Origin of the sequence: Sphingomonas sp. BK036, from assembly GCF_004216825.1 — a bacterium.
GTDB lineage: Bacteria > Pseudomonadota > Alphaproteobacteria > Sphingomonadales > Sphingomonadaceae > Sphingomonas.
Map to the genome: position 1 here is coordinate 1 of NZ_SGXR01000008.1, position 19,173 is coordinate 19,173.

Below are 19,173 nucleotides of genomic sequence, written 5' to 3' on the forward strand. Positions count from 1 at the left end.
AAATACCGACACTCGCATAACCTCCCTAGCAGGAAGCTTGCAGCATCTGGTTTTTTACGACCGCTGCAGAAGCCCGTGAGGCACTCCGCTGCGGTTCGACGTATCTAAGAGAGCGGCGTCGCGACGTCAACCAGGTATTTCCCGAAATACGACATTACGATGCAGCCGCCGTGTTGCCGCTTGATGCGCCGCTGCCAGTCGCCCCCCCCTTTCCGTCGGCAACACCCTGCATCCGCTCTGGCCATCGCGACCCAACGGATGGCCTTCTGACCGTTACATTCCGCCGTTCATGATCGTTGTTCAGTATTCCGCATGGGCGGCGATATCGGCGCACGACCGTTAGAAGCGGCAGGGTATCGGATCGGTCCTAGGGCGAACTACCCTAGTCATTTCGTCGACCGATCCCGCATCGCCAGCATCGCTTCTGGCTCGTCCGTCAGCAACATCGATGCGCCCGCCCGGACCAGTTTTCCCCACACCGCATCGGGGAGGCGCAACGCATCCTTGTCGCTACCTGCGCCCAGCACGAAACTGCCGTCGAGCATGTTGACCCACAGTCGCACGCCGAGCCTGCGCGCGCGCGTGGCGATCGCTGGGAGCGCCGCCTCGGGTAGGTGATACGGCAGTTCGATCCCGACCGGCTTGGTGCGGCCCGCCATCTGCGCGGCGATGATGTCGGGAATGGTCGCGCCGCTGTCGTCGCCCTCCATCGGAATGACGAGGAACGGCACCTGATCATACGGTGCCATCGCCGCAATCGGCGGCGAGCCAATCCCGACCCGCGTCTTGAGCGTCACGCGGTCCTGCGCCCCCAACGCGCGCACTGCCGCGATCACCTGCGGGTAGATCGCATCCTTGACGTCGAGGTTGAGCGTGATCCGTCCCTTGGCGCGCGCGAGGATTTCGTCGAGCGTCAGCACCTGTTCCGCCGTTACCGGGGCGTCGCGACCGCCCTCGTTCTGGCGAAGCCGCAGCGCCTTGATCTGCGCGAGCGTCAGGTCGGCGACCTTGCCGGTGCCCGTGGTGGTGCGATCGACGGTCTCGTCATGCACCATGACGAGATAGCCGTCCTTGGTTTCGCGGATGTCGGTCTCCATCATGTTGGCCCGAAGCGCGACGCAATGCTCGAGCGCCGACACCCCGTTTTCGGGCGCGGCACCGAACCCGTGGCGCGGCGCGGGCTCGTGGCAACCGCGATGCGCGATGACGACGAGCTTACCCTGGGGATTGCGGATGTTCGCCATGATGGCGTCGGTCGTGGTGGCGCTGGCGGTGCTGGTGGCGAGCAACAGCCCGCCGACCGCGCAGGGCAGGAATTTCATCACCAAGTCCATCACGCGAGGATCGGGTTGCGACGCGCGCATGCTCACCACTTGAGCCCAAGCGAGAAGCGGACGTTCCGGCCCCAGAGCGGCCGCCCGAAGATCGCGTTGGGCGTCCCCTGCCCGGTCAGCGTGTCGCCCGCGGTATTGCCTTCGGTCAGGCCGTGCGCGTTGGTGATGTTGTCGCCCGCGACCTGGAAGCTCCACGGACCGCGATCCACCATCACCCCTGCGCTGAAATAGCCATAGCCGGGCAGCGCGGTCGTGTTGGTCACGTCGACGAAACGCTTCCCGACATAATCGTAACGACCATAGACGCTCACGCGGTTACCGCCCGCCTCGAAATCGAGGCTCGGGCGGATGTTGCCGTACACCTTGGGCTGGCGGACAATCTGCTTGCCGGCGACCGCGCCGGCATTCGCTCCGGTGCTGCTGGTAAAGTTGATGTATTTGGGGTCCTGCACCGTCAGTGCGCCCGACAGCGACAAGGGGCCGCGGATCCGGAGCTGGCCGTCCGCCTCGACGCCCTTGTCCTGCGCCGAGCCGACGAAGTTGACGATCTGGTCGCTTCGCCCGGTGGTCGGGTTGAAGGTGGTAAAGCTCGCGTTGAGCGGATCGAACTTGGTATAGAAGCCGGTGACGTACAGATACGACCGCCCCGACACCGCCTTGACCCCGGCTTCGTACAGCTTCGCCTTGGACGCGGTGAACGACGATCCCGCGATCGCGACTGCCGACGCATAGGCGGGCACCTCGAGCTGCGAGGCTCGCGCATACACACCGAAGCTGTGGCTCAGATCGTAATTCGCACCGGCCGTCCAGTTCGTAGCCTTGGGCTTGAGCTTGGTGTTGATGATCGCGCCGGTGAAGCCGCGCGTGCTGTTGTCTGCGAGCGTCGTCGCGTTCCCAAGGTTATAGGCCGCGGTGGTCTGCGAGAAACCGGTGTAATTATACCATTCCTGCCGCAAACCGAGGTCGATCCGCAGCTTGTCGGTCACGTCCCAGGTGTCGGTGCCGTACACCGCGACCATCTGCGCATCATATTTGCCGCCGACCAGCGAGGACGCGTCGTTGAGCGCGCCATTGTCGGTGACATAGCCTCGCACCGCGCCCTGCGCGTCATAGGCGATGAGATCGAGCGTCTTGGGCTGCGACGTCACTTGCAGCAAATAGTTCTGATAGACGCCGAAGACGGTGCTGCCCCAGTCTGCGCCATAGACGCCGACGCGAATATCGTGCGTGCCGATCGGCGTCTCGAACTTGCGCGTGATGCTCAGATCGCCCTGGCCCGAATAGAATTTCGCCTCGGTCGAGCGATATTGGGCGCTCAGCACCAGGCCCGACTGGCTCGCCGGATCATAGACGGTCGCGCCGTTCGTCCCCGCGACCGCGTAGCCGAGCCGTGCGACATTGCCGAACGCCGACTGCGCCGCCGACCGGAAGCCATTGGCGAAGGTCGTCGCATCCTGCGGGTTGGACGTCGTGTAGAGCGCGTCGAGGGTGGAGCGCCCCGAGGTATAGCCGGCCTTCGCCGAGACGTGCCACGGCCCGTAATCGCCCTCATAATCGAGCTGCGCATTGCCCATCCGCATGTGGCGCCCATCGGCGAGGTCGCCGCTCCGGTTCTGCACGACGCCCGCGCCATTGCGGTACGCGATGTTGACAGAACGCAGCGCCGGCGTGCTCAACGTGCCCGTCAGCGAATTGAGGAACGGGTTGAGGCTGACCGACGGGTCGCGCGGGTCCGCGGTCGGCAGCGACAGATAGAAGCCGTTGCGGTCGTTCACATATTCGCCCGACAGCTTGATGGAGCCGTTGGAAAAATCGTGCTTCAGGTTGCCGCGGATCTGCCCGCCGCGGTCGAACGGAAAGCCCGCGTCGCGATAGCCGTCATTCTGGCGGAGGAACCCGCCGACCGCATAATAGGTGTCATGCCCGAGCGGGCCGGACTGATAGGCGTCGAGCCGGTACAGCCCGGACGTGCCGAGCGTCAGCTTGGCCTCGCCGTGCGGCGTGTCGGTGCCGGTGCGCGTGATGACGTTGGCGATCGCCGCGGCGCCGCTCGCGTAGATCGGCGCGGGGCCGCCGCGGACGACCTCGACGCGCTGCGTCATCAGGTCGGTGCGGTTCATCCCGTCGCCCGCGTTGAAGAAATAGCCGTCGAGATCGTGGAACAGCGGCAGGCCGTCCTGCTGGAAATAGAGATAGCCGCGATCGGTCGGGATGCCGCGGACGCGCGTGATGTTCTGCACCTCGCCGCCGGTCGATTCGACCTGGACGCCCGGGATCGCGCTGAGCAGCTGCGCCATGCTCTGCGGCGCGAGCTTCTTGATGTCGTCGCTCGACAGCGTGTTGACCGCATAGGAGACGTCGAAGCGGCGCTGCGCACGCGCCGAGCCGGTCACGACGATGTCGCTCGGGACAGCCTCGGGCTCGGCGGCGGGGGCAGCGGCCTGCGGTGCAGCGCTCGCCACCGGCGCGGGCTGCTGCGCGACGGCCGGGGTGGCGAGCGCGGCGAGCGCCCACAGGCCGGTGCTGCTCAGGAAACGATTCTTCTGCATGATGATACCCCCCAAAGGTCACGATTGGGGGGCGCTATGATCAGCGGTCATGACAGTTTTAATTACTTTCGCGTAATTAAATAATCGCGACCAGAATTGTATGGATGACGCCGTTCAGCCCCCGTTACTGGGTGCGGTCACCGCATGGATCGGTGCGAGCGCGGCACCGATCACCACCGCGGAGCTGCCGATCGGCGACGCGTGAACCTTGGGAATTTCCCCGCGATAGTCCGCGTCGCGCGCCGCTACGAGATGATCGATCCGTACTGCCAGCCGCTCCAGTATCGCCAGCGGCAGCGCACCCGAAATGACGACCGCGCCAGGGTCGAGCCAGACCGTTCCGGTGATGACCGCATAGTCGAGCTGGCGCGCGACGCGTTCGATCCAGTCCGCGATCAGCGGCGCGTGCCGCGCCTGCAGTGCGTCGATCTCCGAGAGCGACTCAATCGGTTCGCCCGCAGCCTGCAACAGATGCAGCAGGTCGATCCCCGAGGGGCGCGGCTGCCCGGTCGGGAACAACCGTCCGACTTCGCCCGCATTGCCATGCTCGCCCGCGAACAGATCGCGCTCGGCGATCAGCCCCGCGCCGATGCCATGCCCGAGGAACAGCACCAGCACCGAGCGATACCGCCCGATGATGTCCTTCTGGTAAAATTCGGCAAGCGCGGCGGCGGTCGCGTCGTTCTCGATCCACACCGCCATGCCGAGCACGTCGCCGAGCATCTCGGCAAGCGGCACGTCGCTCCAGCCGGAAAGACGGTCGACGACCTGACGATGGTCGCGATTGCCGCGGATCCTGTAGCCCGGAACCGCCACGCCCACCCCGAGGAACCGCCCGCGCATGAAGCCATGGTCGGCGGCCAGCGCGCGCAGCCGCGCATCGAGCGTCCGCGCGAACACGAGCGGATCGGGGCTGTCGAACCGAAGCGAATCCCGGATCAACGGCTTGCCCGAGAAATCGACGAGCACCAGTTCCAGCCACCCCGGGTGGACCGTCGCGCCGACCGCCCATCCGCCATGCTCGGAAATAGCAAGCGGCACCATCGGCCGCCCCCGCGTCGCCGCGCCCTGCGAATCATGCTCCTCGACCACCCCGAGCGCGATCAGCTGCTGCGTCATCCGCGTCATCGAGGCGCCGTTCATGCCGAGCGTTTCGGCGAGCTGGATCCGAGGGCTCGGTCCGCCGATGCGGAGCTGCCAGAGGATGCGCTTCTGCTGCTCGGTCAACAGGATCTGCGGGCGATGTCGGTTGATCATCGCGACCGTATATATCTGCAGCATGTCAAGAAAATGAAAGGCGAGGCCGCTACCCGCTCGCACGATGGCTGCTCCCCTGCCCACCCCTGCGCCTATTCGCGATGAGTCCGGGCCGCGGCGCGGGATCAACCTCGGCTATGCGGCGGGCAATCTTGGCAAGAGCGTCGTCTGGACGACGTTCGAGAGCTTCCTGCTTTTCTATCTCGTCACCGCCGCGCATCTCCCGCCCTTCTGGGCGGGGGCGCTGCTCTCGGGGATGATGTTCTGGGACGCGTGCGCCGATGTCGTGGTGGGGCATCTCGTCGACCGCTACGCCCGGCCCGACCTGCTCGGCCGGCTGATCCAGATCGGCGCGCCGCTGTGCGGGCTCGCCTTCTGGGCGATCTTTGCGATCCCGGCGCAATCCTATCCGCTGCTCGTCGTCGCGGCGGTCGCGGCCTGCCGGATCGGCTACACCTTGTGCGACATCGGGCACAACACGCTGCTCGTCCGGGTCGCGACGACGGCGCGGAATGCGTCGATGGTGTCGGGGCTCCGCCTCGTCTTCAGCGCGATCGGGGCCGGGCTGGTGGGCCTTGCCTCCTCCTACCTGCTGGCGGTGCCACGCGCCGCAGAGCCGCATACGGCGTTCGGACTGTGCGCGCTTGGCGGCGGCCTCCTGTATCTCGCGACCCTGACCCTCGCCCGGCACGTGACCCGCACGCTGCCGGCTGCCGCGATCGCTCCCGTGCGTGCGAGTTCCGCTGCGCTGCTCAGCCGGCTTTGGCGCAACCACGCCTATCGGCGCGTGCTGATGCTCATCGCGATCCAGTCGAGCCTGATCCCGATCTTCAGTCGCGCGCTGCCGTTCTTCGGCACGGTGGTGCATGGCGATGCAGCCTGGGCGGGGCTCGCTCTGTCGACGATGACGCTGGCACAAGCGCTGTCGCTACCCGGCTGGATCCTTCTCTCGCGGCGCTGCTCGTCACAGACCGTCCTGCGGCTGGTCTATGGGGTCATGGTTGCGGGTCTCGTGCTGCTGGGCTGGCGGCTCGACACGGGCGCGGGATTGGCGCCGCTCGTCGTCATCGGCATCGCAAACGCCGGTGCCAATATGGCGATCTGGGCACTCCTCGCGCGCAGCATTCGTGCCGGCAAGGACGGGGGCGGCGGATCGGAAGCGCTGCCGATCGGCTTGTTTCTCGCGACGCTCAAGGGCGCGGCAGGCGTCGGCGGGGCCATCCTCTCGATTGCGGTCGCCATGCAGGATGGCGCGTGCACCGCGTGCCTCGGCGGTATCTCCCCCATAATAATCGCCGCGCTCGCGTTGCCGGTGCTGGGCTGCGTGTCGTGCCTGCTCCTGCTGCGCCACACACCCGGCTAATCTTAGAACAGGGTGCAGTCGCGCCCCTCTCGACCGCTTGGTTGCCGAGTGACGGTAATCGGCCTCGGAGCGCGTCACCCCATCATCCGCCCACGCAGATTGAACAGGATCACCAGCGTTCCCGACACCATCAGCGCGATGATCAGCGTGGAGAATAATATCAGTTGCAGGTCATGACGCGAGGAGCGCTTCAGGCTGATGTGCAGGAAACAGCGGAACTGGACCGCCATCTGCACGAGGCCCAGCGCCAGCACGGTCCCGAAGATCGCGCGCGCCCCGAAAGACGGCCAGCGGACCAGCGCAAAGGCCGCCACCGTCAGCACGAGCGACAGGACGTACCCAACCGCATAGGTGCGCAATTCGCGGGTCCGGTCGCTCATCCGATATTTCCTTGCAGATAGACGACCGAGAAGATCGCGATCCAGACGATGTCGAGCAGGTGCCAGAACAGCCCCAGCCGCAACAGGTTGATCCTGACGCGCGCATCGAAGCCGTACGCGCAGACCTGGCCGACCATCACGATCAGCCAGAAACAGGCGACCGCGACGTGGAGGCCGTGCAGTCCGACCAGCGCGAAGAACGACGACAGGAAGCCGCTGCGCATCGGATAGGCGCCGTGCGCGACCATCGTCGCGAAGTCGTTCGCCTCGAGCGCGAGGAAGACCAGGCCGAGGCCCAGCGTCGCGCCGAGCCAGCCGAACAGCACGCGGCGCGGTTCGTCATACTTCATCGCCAGCGTCGCGCGGCCGAACGTCGCGCTGCTCGTCAGCAACAGCAGCGTTTCGACGAACGCGGGGAGCAGCTTGAACTCGGATGCCGGAGTCGGGCCGCCGACGGTACTCGCGATCATCGTGCCGTAGGTGGCGAACAGCAGCGCGAAGATCACCGCGTCGCTCATCAGGAATATCCAGAACCCGAAGATCGCGTTCTCCGCCTGGTCCTTCGTCAGTTCGCCGGTGTCGCCGAGGTTGAGGCCGGCGTGCGCCAGTTCGGGTTCGCTCATCGGACGATCTCCGCCAGGCCGCGGTTGACGGCCGCGGTCTCCAACTGGCGCGGGATCGCGAGGGTTACGCGGACGCGGGCGAGCCAGGCCTCATGCGCGCGCGCGATCTCCGCGGCGGGGATGGTGCGGTGCTGGTCGCGCCCGAAGCTGCGCATCACGACCGCCGCGACGATCACCTGGAGCGCGACGATGGTGAGCCCCCAGATCGCCCAGACCAGTCCGAACGCGGCGACCGCTGCGGCAAGCCCGATCACGACGCTGGTCGCGCTGCCCCGCGGCACGACGATATCCGTGTAGGATGGCGGCGAGGCGTAGGGATCGGGTTGGCCCTCGTCGTGCTTGTGATCGTAGAACGGGTTGCGCCCGTCGACCTGCGGCAGGACCGCGAAATTATATTCGGGCGGCGGTGCGCTGATCGACCATTCGAGCCCACGGCCATCCCACGGGTCGCCCGCCTCGACGCGCGTCGCGGCCCGGTCGCGGATGCTCACCCATAGCTGGATGCCGAGCGACGTCAGCGCCGCCAGCAGGATGAACGCACCGACGCCCGCGACGTACAGCCAAGGTCGGAACGAAGGTTCGAAGATCGCCTGTGTCCGCCGCGCCATCCCGCTCGCGCCGAGCACGTAGAGCGGGAAGAAGGCGAGGTAGAAGCCGACCACCCAGCAGGTGAACGCGATCCGCCCCCACCGCTCGTCGAGGCGAAACCCGAACGCCTTGGGAAACCAGTAGTGATAGCCCGCCAGCATCCCGTAGAGGAGGCCCGGGATCAGCATGTTGTGGAAATGCGCGACCAGGAACAGCGTGTTGTGGACGAGGTAATCGAGCGGCGGCATCGCCAGGATGATGCCGGTGAAGCCGCCCAGCACGAACGTCATCATGAAGGCGATCGCGTAGAGCATCGGCACGGTGAAGCGCACCTCGCCGCGAAACATCGTCCAGATCCAGTCGTAGATCTTGACGCCCGTCGGCACGCCGATCGTCATCGTCGCGATCCCGAACGCCGCGTTGACGTTGGCCGACTGCCCCATCGTGAAGAAATGATGGACCCACACGGTGAAGCTGAGCACCGCGATCGCCATCGTCGCGATCACCAGCGAGGTGTAGCCATACAGATCCTTGCTCGAGAAGGTCGACACGACCTCCGAATAGACGCCGAACGCGGGCAGGATCAGGATGTAGACCTCGGGATGACCGAACAGCCAGAACATGTTGGCGTAGTTCATCATATTGCCGCCAAGGTCGTTGGTGAAGAAATGGAACCCCAGATAGCGGTCGAGCGCGAGCAGCAGCGTGGCGACAGTCAGCGGTGGCATCGCGAAGATCATCAGGATCGACGTGCACAGGCTGGTCCACGCGAACATCGGCATCCGCATGAAGCGCATCCCCGGCGCGCGCAATTTGTAGACGGTGCAGGCGATGTTGATCCCCGCCATCGTCGAGCCGATCGAGCCGAGCGTCACCGCCCAGATCCAGTAGTCGACACCGACGCCCGGGCTGAACGCGCGCTCGGTATAGGGCGGGTAGCCGCTCCACCCGCCGGTCGAGAATTCTCCCACCACCAGCGACGTCATCATCAGCCCGGCCGCACCGATCGTGAGCCACAGCGCGATCGAATTGGCCCAGGGAAACGCCATGTCGCGCGCGCCGATCTGAAGCGGCAGGACATAGTTGATCATCCCCGTCAGGAACGGCATCGCCATGAAGAAGATCATGATCGAGCCGTGCGTCGAGAAAAGTTGGCCGAAATGATCAGGCGACAGGAACCCAGGATTCCCGATCGCCACCGCCTGCTGCATCCGCATCAGCACCGCCTCGACCAGCGCCCGCGACAGCATCACCAACGCGACGACGATATACATGATGCCGATCTTCTTGTGGTCGAGGCTGGTGAGCCACTCGGTCCACAGATACCGCCACTTGCCGTAGCGCGTCAGCAGCGCCGCGACGACGACCGCGCCCACCACCACCAGCGCGCCAGCGAACGCGCCGATGATCTCGCTGATCGTCGGGTTTTCCCAAGCGCGCACGAACGGCAGGTCCTGCCAGCCGAAACGCCCGAGCACCGCGGGCCAGAGGGGAACGGAAACGGTCATCGAACGGCTTTCGGAGGGGAGTGGGTCATGCCGCCGGTCGCCGCGAGCACATGCTCGAACAGCAGCGGCGGCACGCGGGCGAACTCGACGGGCTGCGTGATGATCGATCGCAAGGACAGCCGCCGCCACGTCTGCGCGTCAAGCGTGCGCGTTCCCCGGCGCGCAGTCGCCGCCCAGCGATCATAGCCCGCGGGCGACACCGCAACGACATCGAACTTCTGCTGCTGGAACCCGGCGCCGTTATACTGCGTGTTCTCGCCGCGGAACCGCCCCGGCCCGTGCGCCTGGATGTTGAGCTCGGTCGTCATGCCGCCCATCGCATAGATCTGACCGGCAAGTTGTGGGATGAGCATCGACTGCATGACGGTGCCGCTCGTCAGTTTGATATGCACCGGGCGCCCGGCGGGAATGGTCAGCCGATCGACAGCCGCGACGCCGAGATCGGGATAGACGAACACCCATTTCCAATCGAGCGCGATCGCCTGCACTTCGACCGGTGCGGCGCCCGGCAGGCGCCGATACGGATCGTCGATCTGCGTCCAGTGCCACAGCAGCATGGCGAGCCCGATGACGATCCCGGCGGGCGGGATCCAGATCAAGGCCTCCACCCACCACGAGAAGTTCCACTTCGGCCGGTATGCGTCGCTGCGATTGGACAGACGGTAATGCCAGGCAAACAGCGGCGTGAGCAGCAGCACCGGCCCGGCGACGAACAGCAGAACGATCGAGACGGTGATGAACAGGTCGCGCTCGTGCCCCGCAACCGGCCCCTGCGGATTGAGGAACCCGTGCGACAACGCCGTGCACCCACCAAGACCGATCAGCGTCGCGAGCAGCGATAGCCGCGACACCCCGCGCTTGAGCCGTACGATCACCTGTCCCCCTTATCGCCCCCTCCGCCCTCTTAAGCAACGACGGCACCGCCGTCTTCCCCTAACAGACCGGATTAACAGACCGTGCGAAAAAATGCTCCGAACAGCTCGGTTTCACACGATTTTAATCAAAAGATCTGGTTGTGGGCGAGTAGGTCGGCGCATTCCAAAACTGAGCCGGCAGCGTGATAACGATACTCGCGCGCTAGCGTCTTCCGGCTGGCTTGATAGCCGGACGCGCTTTGCTTCCCCATCCTGTTCGAGCCGATCAGCCAGAAATTCGTCGTTCGCGGCAACTTGACCCATTGCGAGGGGTTAGGGCTGCATGACCCTTTCAACCATGCCCTATGCCCTTGTCGTCGACGATGATCCGCTGATCATGATGGACACGACAGGCATTCTCGAGGACGCCGGGTTCCGCTTCTACGAGGCTATGGACGGTGACGAAGCGAAGCGAATCTTGGCGACGAATTGGGAAAATATCGTCTTGCTCTTCTCGGATGTCGACATGCCCGGGCACACGAACGGTTTCGCTCTGGCGCGGCATGTTGCCGAACACTGGCCAGCGATCGAGATCGTGATCGCGTCCGGCCATGTCCTGCCAAAGGCCGGCGAAATGCCCGACAAGGCGACGTTCATACCCAAGCCCTTCAACAAGCAAATGGTGCATCGGCATTTGCGGCAAATGCTGCCTGACAACAAATTACCGGAACCGCTCAAAAAGGCCGTTTGAATCTTCTGAACACGACAGCGCTTTCAAAGCGGGCAGTAATCCCCGAGAAGGGAGACGTGGTTCTCATCCTGGGCGCGGTGCGAAGTTGCCGTTGCCAAACGTCATCAGCATTTGGCAAGGTGCTCGAGGAAGTTGGTCAGCTCCAGCCTGCGACATTCTTCTTCGGCGAACCGGTGGTCAACCCCGAGTGCCCACAGCGCGGTCGTTCGTCCCGCATCATTCTGCAACACATCGAGCTGATCGGCGCGGCGTTCGACATCGGCCACAGTCTCCGCCAGCCCCGCATCGACAATATCCGACGCCTGCCGACGTAGCGCCACCGCAATCTCCCCGGGCGCCAATTCGGGATGATATTGAACGCCCCAGAACACGCCGCCATCATGGCGTATCTCCACGGCCTGCACGGCGCTGACCGCGTTGCTGGCAAGCAGCGTTGCGTCAGCCGGCAGCGTCTCGACCTCGTCGCCATGAATCGCGGGCGCATCCCAGCATGGACCTCGCCCCCTCAGCAGCGGGTGGTTGCGACCCTTTTCGGTCGGCGCGATGCGGCGCGAAATCCCGGCCTCCATCCGCTCCATCTTGCGGACCGTCCCGCCCGCGGCTGCGACGGCGAGTTGCAGCCCGGCACAGGAACCGAACGACGGCGTCCCGGAGGCAAAGACGCTCGCCATGAACGCCAGTTGCCGGCGAACCTCGGGGCTATCGTCGTAGACATGCAGGGGTGCGCCGGTGACGAACACCGCATCGTATCGCGCGAGATCGGCTGGCGTGAACGATCTGGCATCGGCATCCGCCGGCGCAATGATCGTAATGTCAGCACCGGGCCGCAATTGGGCGAGCGTCGCGGCGTAGGTTTCGCCCGAACTCTTGCCGGCGTGCTCGCGACGCTCATCGCGTTCGGCCGCTGTTTCGCTTTCGGCGACTAGGAAATTCGGCAAAGCATGTCCTCACGGGTCAGGACAGACTGAACGCACGGCAGACCGCATGTTCCTGCGCCGACCGGAGAATAGATGTGAATTCACCACCGGCGCTAGCGTACCGCCCGGTAACCGGTAGACGAACATTGCAATGCCGGGATTGCCCAGCCTGTTCTGACGGCGGGTGCGGTCGATCACGGCGTCGGTCGCGATGATCACGATGAGCCGGGGTGCGCGCAACGCTGCCCCGCCTATAATCCAGCTTGATCGATCATCGACGCGACCTCGACCGGCAAAGCGGACTCCGACTTGGGCAGGAACCGGTTCAGCGCGGTCTGCACGCGTTTGCGCGCGACCTGATAGGCCTTGTGGCGGATCGCGCGCGTGGCGTTGGTCCGCCATGACGGGCTCTTGCCGAGCAAGGCTTCCCACTTCGCTTCCTCTGCTTCGAGGATGGACAGTGCCAGGCGCAATCCATCGCGCCGCCCGCGCGCATATTCGTCGGACATCACAGGCTTCTCCCTCACAGACTCAGTGTTGGCGTCGCGCCCGCGCCTTGGCAAGGCAGCGCCCTTCGCAGGATGGGATAAGCCAGCAACGCGCAAGGCGCGGAATCAACCTGGAGCCGGGATAGACCGGTCTGGCTCGTATCCGATCAACGGCATTGCGCGCCAGGTCCGAATTAGGCAGCCTATGCGCTCATGGAATGGGAGACCGGATCGTGTCTGTTGCTGTCCTGGAAAGCCATCGGCTGAAGCTCATCGCGCTCGTCCCCGAAAATTCCGTCTCGATCTTCGACCGGTTCCGAGAATTCCCGCGGTTTGCCGATTTGCAGCAGATCGCGGTTCGGGGCCGTACTGTTGCAGAGCGAACCGCGACGGCGGCGCGCATCGATGCAGCCGTATCGATCTCCGACCGGGCCGTCATGCTGCTGGCACAGGGAAGCGCGTGCGCGGCGGCCGCATGGTGGGCACGGCTGTCGCCGAAATCCTATACGGCGAACGTTTCCGGCGCCTTGCTCGTGGCGCCCGAACGGGCCGGGCTCACGGGCCACGGCTTTGCATCGCCGAAGATGAAACTGCCCTTTCCGTCGATCGCGGTCGGCGCGGATGACGAAACGCAGCGGCTGGGCATCGAATGGGGAAGTCGCTTGATCGACGGCCCGATCCTGACCGCAGCGAGCGCGCCAACCAACCGATTACGCGCGATCATCGAGCGCTTCACCGCCGCCGTCGTCGAGCGCGACGTCGGTGCCGCCTATCGCATCCTCAACGCCATCGGCGATGGCTAGGTAACGCTCGACACGCACCTGATGCCGAGCTGGCATCGGGTGCGTGTCCGAACGCTCGGCCTCAATGGCCAAGCCTTACTCCGGCGCGCCGTCAGTCCGCAGCGCGTCGAGCTTGTCCTGTGTCCGCGTCTCGAAGTCGCCGGCGTCGTGGCGCTCGGGAAGCTGGCTGGAAGGCTCGCCCATAACGCGGTTGACCATCCGCCCGCGTGCCACCGCTGGCCGCGCGGCGATCATATCGGTCCAGCGCTGGACATTCTTATACTCGTTCACCTGAAGGAACTCGGCGGCCTCATAGACGAGCCCCTTTACCAGCGCGCCGTACCAGGGCCACACCGCCATGTCGGCGATCGAATAGTCGTCGCCGCCGACATACTCGCTGTCGCCCAGGCGCCGGTCGAGAACGTCGAGCTGCCGCTTCACTTCCATCGCGAAGCGGTCGATCGCATATTCGATCTTCACCGGTGCGTAGGCGTAGAAATGCCCGAAGCCGCCGCCGAGCATTGGCCCCGCCCCCATCTGCCAGAACAGCCACGACAGCACCTCCGCGCGCTTGGCGGCATCGGTGGGCAGGAACGCACCGAACTTCTCGGCGAGATAGACGAGGATCGATCCGGACTCGAAGACCCGGATCGGCGTTGCACCGCTGCGATCGATGAGCGCCGGGATCTTCGAGTTCGGATTGGCCTCGACGAAGCCGCTGCCGAACTGGTCGCCGTCCATGATCTTGATCAGCCACGCATCATATTCGGCGCCCACATGCCCTGCCGCGAGCAGTTCCTCGAGCATCACCGTCACCTTCACCCCGTTGGGCGTCGCCAGCGAATAGAGCTGGAGCGGGTGCTTGCCGACGGGTAGGTCCTTGTCATGCGTGGCACCGGCGATCGGGCGATTGATGCTGGCGAACCGGCCCCCGCTTTCCTTGTTCCACGTCCAGACCTTGGGCGGCGTATAGTCGGCGGTCTCGGTCATTCGGATTCTCCGCTACGATTGTTCGGTGTCGGCGAAGTGAGCTGTTGCGGGACCCGGCGCAAGCGCGGAGTGGCTTTGGTCGAGACCGGTGGACGCCGGCCTGTGGCGCGTAGCGTGGTTGTACGACGACGAATCTTCGTCCTGATACGGCTACCCGCCGCCTCCTGCGGGGGTGGCGCGCTCGTGACGTAGATCGCCATGAATTGGCAGGTACTCGACACCACAGCACGAAGTATTCCCTAAATAGCGTATGCCGGTAGCCACGATCCCTAAAATGCTGGTCTTACGGCCCTGTACTGGCTTTCACCGGCTGTTCCCCTTTATTGACCGCCGCACGCGGAAAATGGTCCCGCTTCGTTGGCGACGAACAGCGCCAAATACGGGGCTTTGTCGACCGAAGGCACGGTGCACGTCGCGCTTGGCATACGCGCGGATGGCGGGCTCGACATTCGCTGGCGCGAGCGGGGCGGGCCGCCTGTGCAGGCGCCGACGCGCCGCGGTTTCGGCTCGGTGGTAATCGAGCGGACGGTACCCTTCGATCTCCAGGGCACCGCCGAGATCCGGTACGCGCTCTCCGGTCTCGAAGCGGACTTTTATCTCCCCGCAAAACACGTCGTCGCGGTCGATAGAGACATGGCTATCGGCTGCGACGCCGTTGCCCCCGAGGAGGCACCCGTCGTGGCGGGCTCGACGGAAATCAACCGTCTCAACAGCACCTCTATCTTGCTGCTCGAGGACAGCATGATCATCGCGCTCGAAACCGAGGACATGCTGTACGCGCTCGGGGCGAACCGGGTGACCACCGCCTCGACGATCGCGGAGGCCGATGCCCTTCTCGCCGCCGGCCGTTTCGACCTGGCGGTACTCGACATCAATGTGGCCGGTCAGGTCAGCTTCGATTTCGCACAGCGCGTCAGGAAAGCCGGTGTGCCGTATATCTTTGCCTCGGGCTATGGCGACCAGGTGGCGCTCGATGGCGAGGAGACCGGCACGATCGTTCTGCAAAAGCCGTTCGAGCTCGAACATCTCCGACAAGCTCTGCTGATGAGCCTCGCCACCCGTCCCGCCTGAAAAGGCGCGGGCGCCGTCGGAGCGGTTGGAAGTCTTTACCCACAGACGCGCCTGTTTGCGCGCATCACATGGCTCGGCATCGGACATATCTCTGAAGGGTCGACCTGCCCTTTATTTGCCCTACAAGAGCGGCTTGGAAGTTGTGAGAGCTTGATGTCCGATCGCCTGAAGGTTTTGCTCCAGTACGTGCTGCCAAAGCAAAGTCTGACAGTCTTTGCGGGGCGAATCGCCGGCGCCCAGGGCGGCTCGGCGACAACGCGGCTGATCCGCTGGTTCGTCGGCCGATACGCCGTCGATATGCGCGAGGCCGCGGATCCGGACATCGCGAGCTACAAGAGCTTCAACGACTTCTTCACCCGCCCCCTCAGGGCTGGCGCACGTCCGGTTGCGGCCGCGGATTTCGTCTGCCCGGTCGATGGCGCGATCAGCCAGTTCGGCGCGATCGACGACCATCACATCGTGCAGGCAAAAGGGCACAGGTTTACCACGACGGAGCTGGTCGGCGGCGACGATGTGCTGGCGGCCCGGTTCCGACACGGCAGCTTTGCCAACCTGTATCTCTCCCCCAAAGACTATCATCGCCTGCACATGCCCTGCGACGGCAGGCTGACTCGCATGATCCATGTGCCCGGACAGTTGTTCTCGGTGAACCCCGTCACCGCGCGCGGCGTGCCGAACCTGTTCGCGCGCAACGAACGCGTGGTGTGCGTGTTCGATTCCGCGGAGCATGGCCCGTTCGTCATGGTGCTGGTCGGCGCCACCATCGTCGGCAGCATGGCGACTGTCTGGCACGGCGTGGTCAATGCGAAGCGCAGCAACACGACGACCGAATGGAGCTACGCCGATCAGGACATCGTCCTGCGCAAGGGCGAGGAAATGGGTCGCTTCCTGCTCGGCTCGACGATCGTCATGCTGTTCGGGCAGGATAGTATCGTCTTCAACGACCAATGGGTGCCCGAGCGACAGGTACGATTGGGCGAGCCGATGGGCCATCGCCCGACCTGAGCCGTTACGGCGATACCGGCACAGATGGCGCCGAACCTTTTAGGCGAGCTATCGTTGATCGCCGATGACCTGCCCGCCGACGTCGCCGCGCCCATGAGCGTATTTTTTACCGCCGACACGCATTTCGGCGACCATCGCACGATCAACATTTCTCGCCGACCGTTCGCGAACGCTGCGGACATGACCGAGGCGCTGGTCGAACGCTGGAACGCCGTCGTGGGCAGCGATGACGTGGTTTGGCACCTGGGAGACGTGGCGCGTCGACCGGCGGACGTCGCCGTGCTGCTGGCACGGCTGAACGGTACCAAGCACCTGCTTCGCGGCAACAACGATCCCGATGCAACGCTTGCCGCGCAAGGGTGGGACAGCGTGGCAGACTATGCAGAGATCACGCTTGAGGGGCGGCAGCTCGTCCTGTGCCATTACCCCTTCAGAAGCTGGAACGGGCAGCACCCCGGCGCGATCAACCTGCACGGCCACAGCCACGGACGATTGAAACCGATGCTGCACCAGTTCGACGTGGGCGTCGACGTCCACGACTTCGCTCCGGTCCAGCTCGACCGGCTGCTCCGGAGCCGCTGACGCAGCTCTGCATTTATTCCGCGGGGGCGGTGCTGGCGGCCGTAACCCTGCGAGCGGCACGCGCATGCTCGCGCGCGAAGTCGCCGACGCCGCGGTCGGTGCCGCACAGCCGGTCCCAATGGCGAAAATACAGACCGTAGTTGCAGCCATAGAGTTCGTGATGCCGCTGGTGATGGCTGGCCGTGATCAGCCAGCCTCCCAGCCGCCCCGTCCACATGAAGCAAGGGAAGATCTCCCAACCCATGTGATTGGTTACCCCCATCACCGTCATGATCGTCAGGACGATGGCCAAGCCGCCGACATGGATCGGCACGAAGAAGACCAGCAGCGGGATGACCACGGCGCCGGTCAGCGCCTCGATCGGGTGGAACGCCATCGCGGCCCACGCGGTCGGCGGACGGCTGGCATGATGGAGCGCATGCGCGAGCTTGAACGGTGCCGGACGATGCATCCAGCGATGCGTCCAGTAGAACCAGGCGTCATGCAGCAGCAGATACAGGAGGACCGAGACCGGCGCGTACCAGAGCGGATAGGCATGGATGTCGGTGTACACCTGCGTCCAGCCATGATGCTCCCAGCCCCAGGCGACGACCCCCGCCGGGATTCCGTAGAGCGCCGCAGACGCAAGGCTCCAGACGATCTCGCGCCGAACCTGCGGGTCCAGCCCGAGGTACAACCCGGGATGCTTTCGGACCGTCACCCACGCGAACGCGCCTGAGACGAGGAGATAGCGCACGCCCACGATGACGGTCATCGCTAGCGCGGACAGGAGGATGGCGATGATCATGAGCGGTCTCGGGCCAGTTGGCGGCCGGCGAACTTTTCGACGGTCGCGCAACGCCGCGCCGGCAGTCCCCACCATGGTGTTCCAGGAAAGAGATGATGCTCGTGATGATAGCCGCCGAAGTGGAAGCAGGTCAGCAGCGATAATAGCGGGCCGATTTTGATGCTGTGCGCGCGGTGCGAGTCCGCAAACGGCTCCGCGCCGTCGCGGTGCGGCAGCCAGGTGCCGAACACGAACAGCTGCGCCACGGCGCCCACGGCCGGCAAGGCCCAGAAGACGACGATGTTGCCGAGCGGGGCGCCAAGCAGCAGCGTATAGATCAGCGCGACCAAGGTGATCCGCACGATCTGGCCGTGCGAATAATAGGTGCGGAAGAATTGCATGAACCAGCCGACCAGGCTCGGATCGCCACCATGGAAATCGGGATCCCCCGCTCTCCCCGTGCTCTCGTGATGCAGATGATGCCGCGGGAGCAGTGCCGCATAGGACAGGCAGGCATAGAGCGCGAGGCAGGTCGTTCCGATAGCCCGGTTCAGGCGGGGATAGCGCGGCGCCAGCGCCCCGTGCATCGAGTCATGCGCGACGATGAACAGGCCGGTGCTCAGCCACGTCTGCACGAGGATCGCCACGATGGCGACCGGAACGGTGCTCAAGCTCCAGCGCCAGAAGAAGATGCCGACGATATGGATCGTCAGCCATGCCACGACGATCGCCGCGGCCAGCGAGACGCCGATCGCGGTCTGCCGGGCCAACGCCCGGTCCGCGGGGCGCGGCGCGCCGGTCATCACTTCTTCACTGCCAACGTCGGCATCGTACGAGTTTCCTGCCCCCCGACCGGACGGCGCGCCGGCTGAACGTTGGCGCGCAGCTGGGCTTTCAGCACGGCCGGCTTGCGCGCGAACAGGAAGCCGTGGCTGACGGTACCGTCCTTGCCCTCGACCGCATGGTGGAGGCGGTGCGCCTGCAGGAGCCGCTTGAAATAGCCCTGCTTGGGGACCCAGCGAAAGCCCCCGCGCTGGTGCACGAGCATGTCGTGGACGAACGCGTAGATACCACCATAGACGGTGATGCCGAGCGCCGCCCACCACAAGGGCTCCCACCGCAGGCCGACGACGAACAGGACGATCGGCACGATCGCGAAGACGATCGCGTACAGGTCGTTCTTCTCGAACCAGCCATCATGATCCTCGTGATGCGATTTGTGCCAGCCCCAGCCCCAGCCGTGCATGACATACCGATGCGCCGCCCAGGCGAAGCACTCCATGAACAGCACCATGAAGACGACGATCGCGAGTTTGTCGAACCAGGCCATCAGGCGTGGCTCACCGAAGTGCAGGCGAACGGAGA

19 protein-coding genes are annotated in these 19,173 nt (G+C 64.9%); 6 read left to right on the forward strand and 13 right to left on the reverse strand.

Going from position 1 to position 19,173, the window contains the following annotated elements; translation table 11 throughout:
- Positions 1-386: 386 nt before the first annotated feature.
- The 3 genes from EV283_RS16935 to EV283_RS16945 all read right to left on the reverse strand — a co-directional run bounded on the left by EV283_RS16935 (position 387) and on the right by EV283_RS16945 (position 5,164).
- Positions 387-1,322, reverse strand: a complete 936-nt coding sequence (locus EV283_RS16935) for a glycerophosphodiester phosphodiesterase family protein (RefSeq protein ID WP_207223176.1) — start codon at positions 1,320-1,322, stop codon at positions 387-389.
- Positions 1,323-1,366: 44 nt separating this feature from the next.
- Entirely contained in the window at positions 1,367-3,883 is a 2,517-nt protein-coding gene (locus tag EV283_RS16940; protein WP_130327414.1) for a TonB-dependent receptor, read from the reverse strand.
- A gap of 114 nt (positions 3,884-3,997) precedes the next feature.
- Positions 3,998-5,164 carry an ROK family transcriptional regulator gene (locus EV283_RS16945; protein ID WP_130327416.1) on the reverse strand — a complete coding sequence of 389 codons (1,167 nt, stop codon included), beginning with the start codon at positions 5,162-5,164 and terminating at the stop codon, positions 3,998-4,000.
- Positions 5,165-5,204: 40 nt separating this feature from the next.
- On the opposite strand from EV283_RS16945, the gene EV283_RS16950 reads away from it, so the two are divergent.
- Positions 5,205-6,503 carry an MFS transporter gene (locus EV283_RS16950; protein ID WP_130327418.1) on the forward strand — a complete coding sequence of 433 codons (1,299 nt, stop codon included), beginning with the start codon at positions 5,205-5,207 and terminating at the stop codon, positions 6,501-6,503.
- A 74-nt stretch (positions 6,504-6,577) separates the two neighbouring features.
- Here EV283_RS16950 and EV283_RS16955 read toward each other — a convergent pair whose 3' ends face one another.
- The 4 genes from EV283_RS16955 to EV283_RS16970 are packed head-to-tail and all read right to left on the reverse strand — an operon-like array spanning position 6,578 to position 10,477.
- Positions 6,578-6,883: a cytochrome C oxidase subunit IV family protein gene (locus tag EV283_RS16955; RefSeq protein ID WP_130327420.1), complete on the reverse strand. Its 306-nt coding sequence runs from the start codon at positions 6,881-6,883 to the stop codon at positions 6,578-6,580.
- Positions 6,880-7,506, reverse strand: coding sequence for a cytochrome c oxidase subunit 3 (locus EV283_RS16960; RefSeq protein WP_130327422.1), 627 nt, complete (start codon positions 7,504-7,506; stop codon positions 6,880-6,882). The genes EV283_RS16955 and EV283_RS16960 overlap by 4 nt, the downstream gene beginning before the upstream one ends.
- Positions 7,503-9,602 carry a cbb3-type cytochrome c oxidase subunit I gene (locus tag EV283_RS16965; protein ID WP_130327424.1) on the reverse strand — a complete coding sequence of 700 codons (2,100 nt, stop codon included), beginning with the start codon at positions 9,600-9,602 and terminating at the stop codon, positions 7,503-7,505. The genes EV283_RS16960 and EV283_RS16965 overlap by 4 nt, the downstream gene beginning before the upstream one ends.
- The gene (locus EV283_RS16970) at positions 9,599-10,477 is read right to left on the reverse strand and encodes a cytochrome ubiquinol oxidase subunit II (RefSeq protein ID WP_242616040.1); all 879 of its coding nucleotides are present in this window, start codon (positions 10,475-10,477) and stop codon (positions 9,599-9,601) included. The genes EV283_RS16965 and EV283_RS16970 overlap by 4 nt, the downstream gene beginning before the upstream one ends.
- A 322-nt stretch (positions 10,478-10,799) precedes the next feature.
- Between EV283_RS16970 and EV283_RS16975 the strand changes: the two genes are divergently transcribed.
- The gene (locus tag EV283_RS16975) at positions 10,800-11,207 is read left to right on the forward strand and encodes a response regulator (protein WP_130327426.1); all 408 of its coding nucleotides are present in this window, start codon (positions 10,800-10,802) and stop codon (positions 11,205-11,207) included.
- 104 nt (positions 11,208-11,311) lie between these two features.
- Here EV283_RS16975 and EV283_RS16980 read toward each other — a convergent pair whose 3' ends face one another.
- Complete coding sequence (locus tag EV283_RS16980; RefSeq protein ID WP_130327428.1) at positions 11,312-12,145, reverse strand: type 1 glutamine amidotransferase; 834 nt, start codon at positions 12,143-12,145, stop codon at positions 11,312-11,314.
- A 230-nt stretch (positions 12,146-12,375) separates the two neighbouring features.
- Positions 12,376-12,633, reverse strand: a complete 258-nt coding sequence (locus EV283_RS16985) for a hypothetical protein (protein WP_130327430.1) — start codon at positions 12,631-12,633, stop codon at positions 12,376-12,378.
- 197 nt (positions 12,634-12,830) lie between these two features.
- Here EV283_RS16985 and EV283_RS16990 point away from each other — a divergent pair, with 197 nt between their 5' ends.
- Positions 12,831-13,415, forward strand: a complete 585-nt coding sequence (locus EV283_RS16990) for an alpha/beta hydrolase (RefSeq protein WP_130327432.1) — start codon at positions 12,831-12,833, stop codon at positions 13,413-13,415.
- A gap of 75 nt (positions 13,416-13,490) precedes the next feature.
- On the opposite strand, the gene yghU is transcribed toward EV283_RS16990, so the two are convergent.
- A complete protein-coding gene (yghU, locus tag EV283_RS16995; protein ID WP_130327434.1) occupies positions 13,491-14,384 on the reverse strand; it encodes a glutathione-dependent disulfide-bond oxidoreductase in 894 nt (297 codons plus the stop codon).
- A gap of 387 nt (positions 14,385-14,771) precedes the next feature.
- On the opposite strand from yghU, the gene EV283_RS19260 reads away from it, so the two are divergent.
- The 3 genes from EV283_RS19260 (at position 14,772) to EV283_RS17015 (ending at position 17,042) form a co-directional block, all read left to right on the forward strand.
- Positions 14,772-15,455 carry a response regulator gene (locus EV283_RS19260; protein WP_165391824.1) on the forward strand — a complete coding sequence of 228 codons (684 nt, stop codon included), beginning with the start codon at positions 14,772-14,774 and terminating at the stop codon, positions 15,453-15,455.
- A gap of 153 nt (positions 15,456-15,608) precedes the next feature.
- A complete protein-coding gene (asd, locus tag EV283_RS17010) occupies positions 15,609-16,460 on the forward strand; it encodes an archaetidylserine decarboxylase (protein ID WP_130327440.1) in 852 nt (283 codons plus the stop codon).
- A 24-nt stretch (positions 16,461-16,484) separates the two neighbouring features.
- The gene (locus tag EV283_RS17015) at positions 16,485-17,042 is read left to right on the forward strand and encodes a metallophosphoesterase family protein (RefSeq protein ID WP_242616041.1); all 558 of its coding nucleotides are present in this window, start codon (positions 16,485-16,487) and stop codon (positions 17,040-17,042) included.
- 13 nt (positions 17,043-17,055) lie between these two features.
- Here EV283_RS17015 and EV283_RS17020 read toward each other — a convergent pair whose 3' ends face one another.
- The 3 genes from EV283_RS17020 to EV283_RS17030 are packed head-to-tail and all read right to left on the reverse strand — an operon-like array spanning position 17,056 to position 19,138.
- Positions 17,056-17,829, reverse strand: a complete 774-nt coding sequence (locus EV283_RS17020; RefSeq protein ID WP_130327443.1) for a sterol desaturase family protein — start codon at positions 17,827-17,829, stop codon at positions 17,056-17,058.
- On the reverse strand, positions 17,826-18,611 hold the full coding sequence (locus EV283_RS17025; RefSeq protein WP_130327445.1) for a fatty acid desaturase: 786 nt from the start codon (positions 18,609-18,611) through the stop codon (positions 17,826-17,828). The genes EV283_RS17020 and EV283_RS17025 overlap by 4 nt, the downstream gene beginning before the upstream one ends.
- On the reverse strand, positions 18,611-19,138 hold the full coding sequence (locus tag EV283_RS17030; protein WP_242616042.1) for a sterol desaturase family protein: 528 nt from the start codon (positions 19,136-19,138) through the stop codon (positions 18,611-18,613). Before EV283_RS17030 ends, EV283_RS17025 begins: the two co-directional genes overlap by 1 nt.
- Positions 19,139-19,173 lie beyond the last annotated feature (35 nt).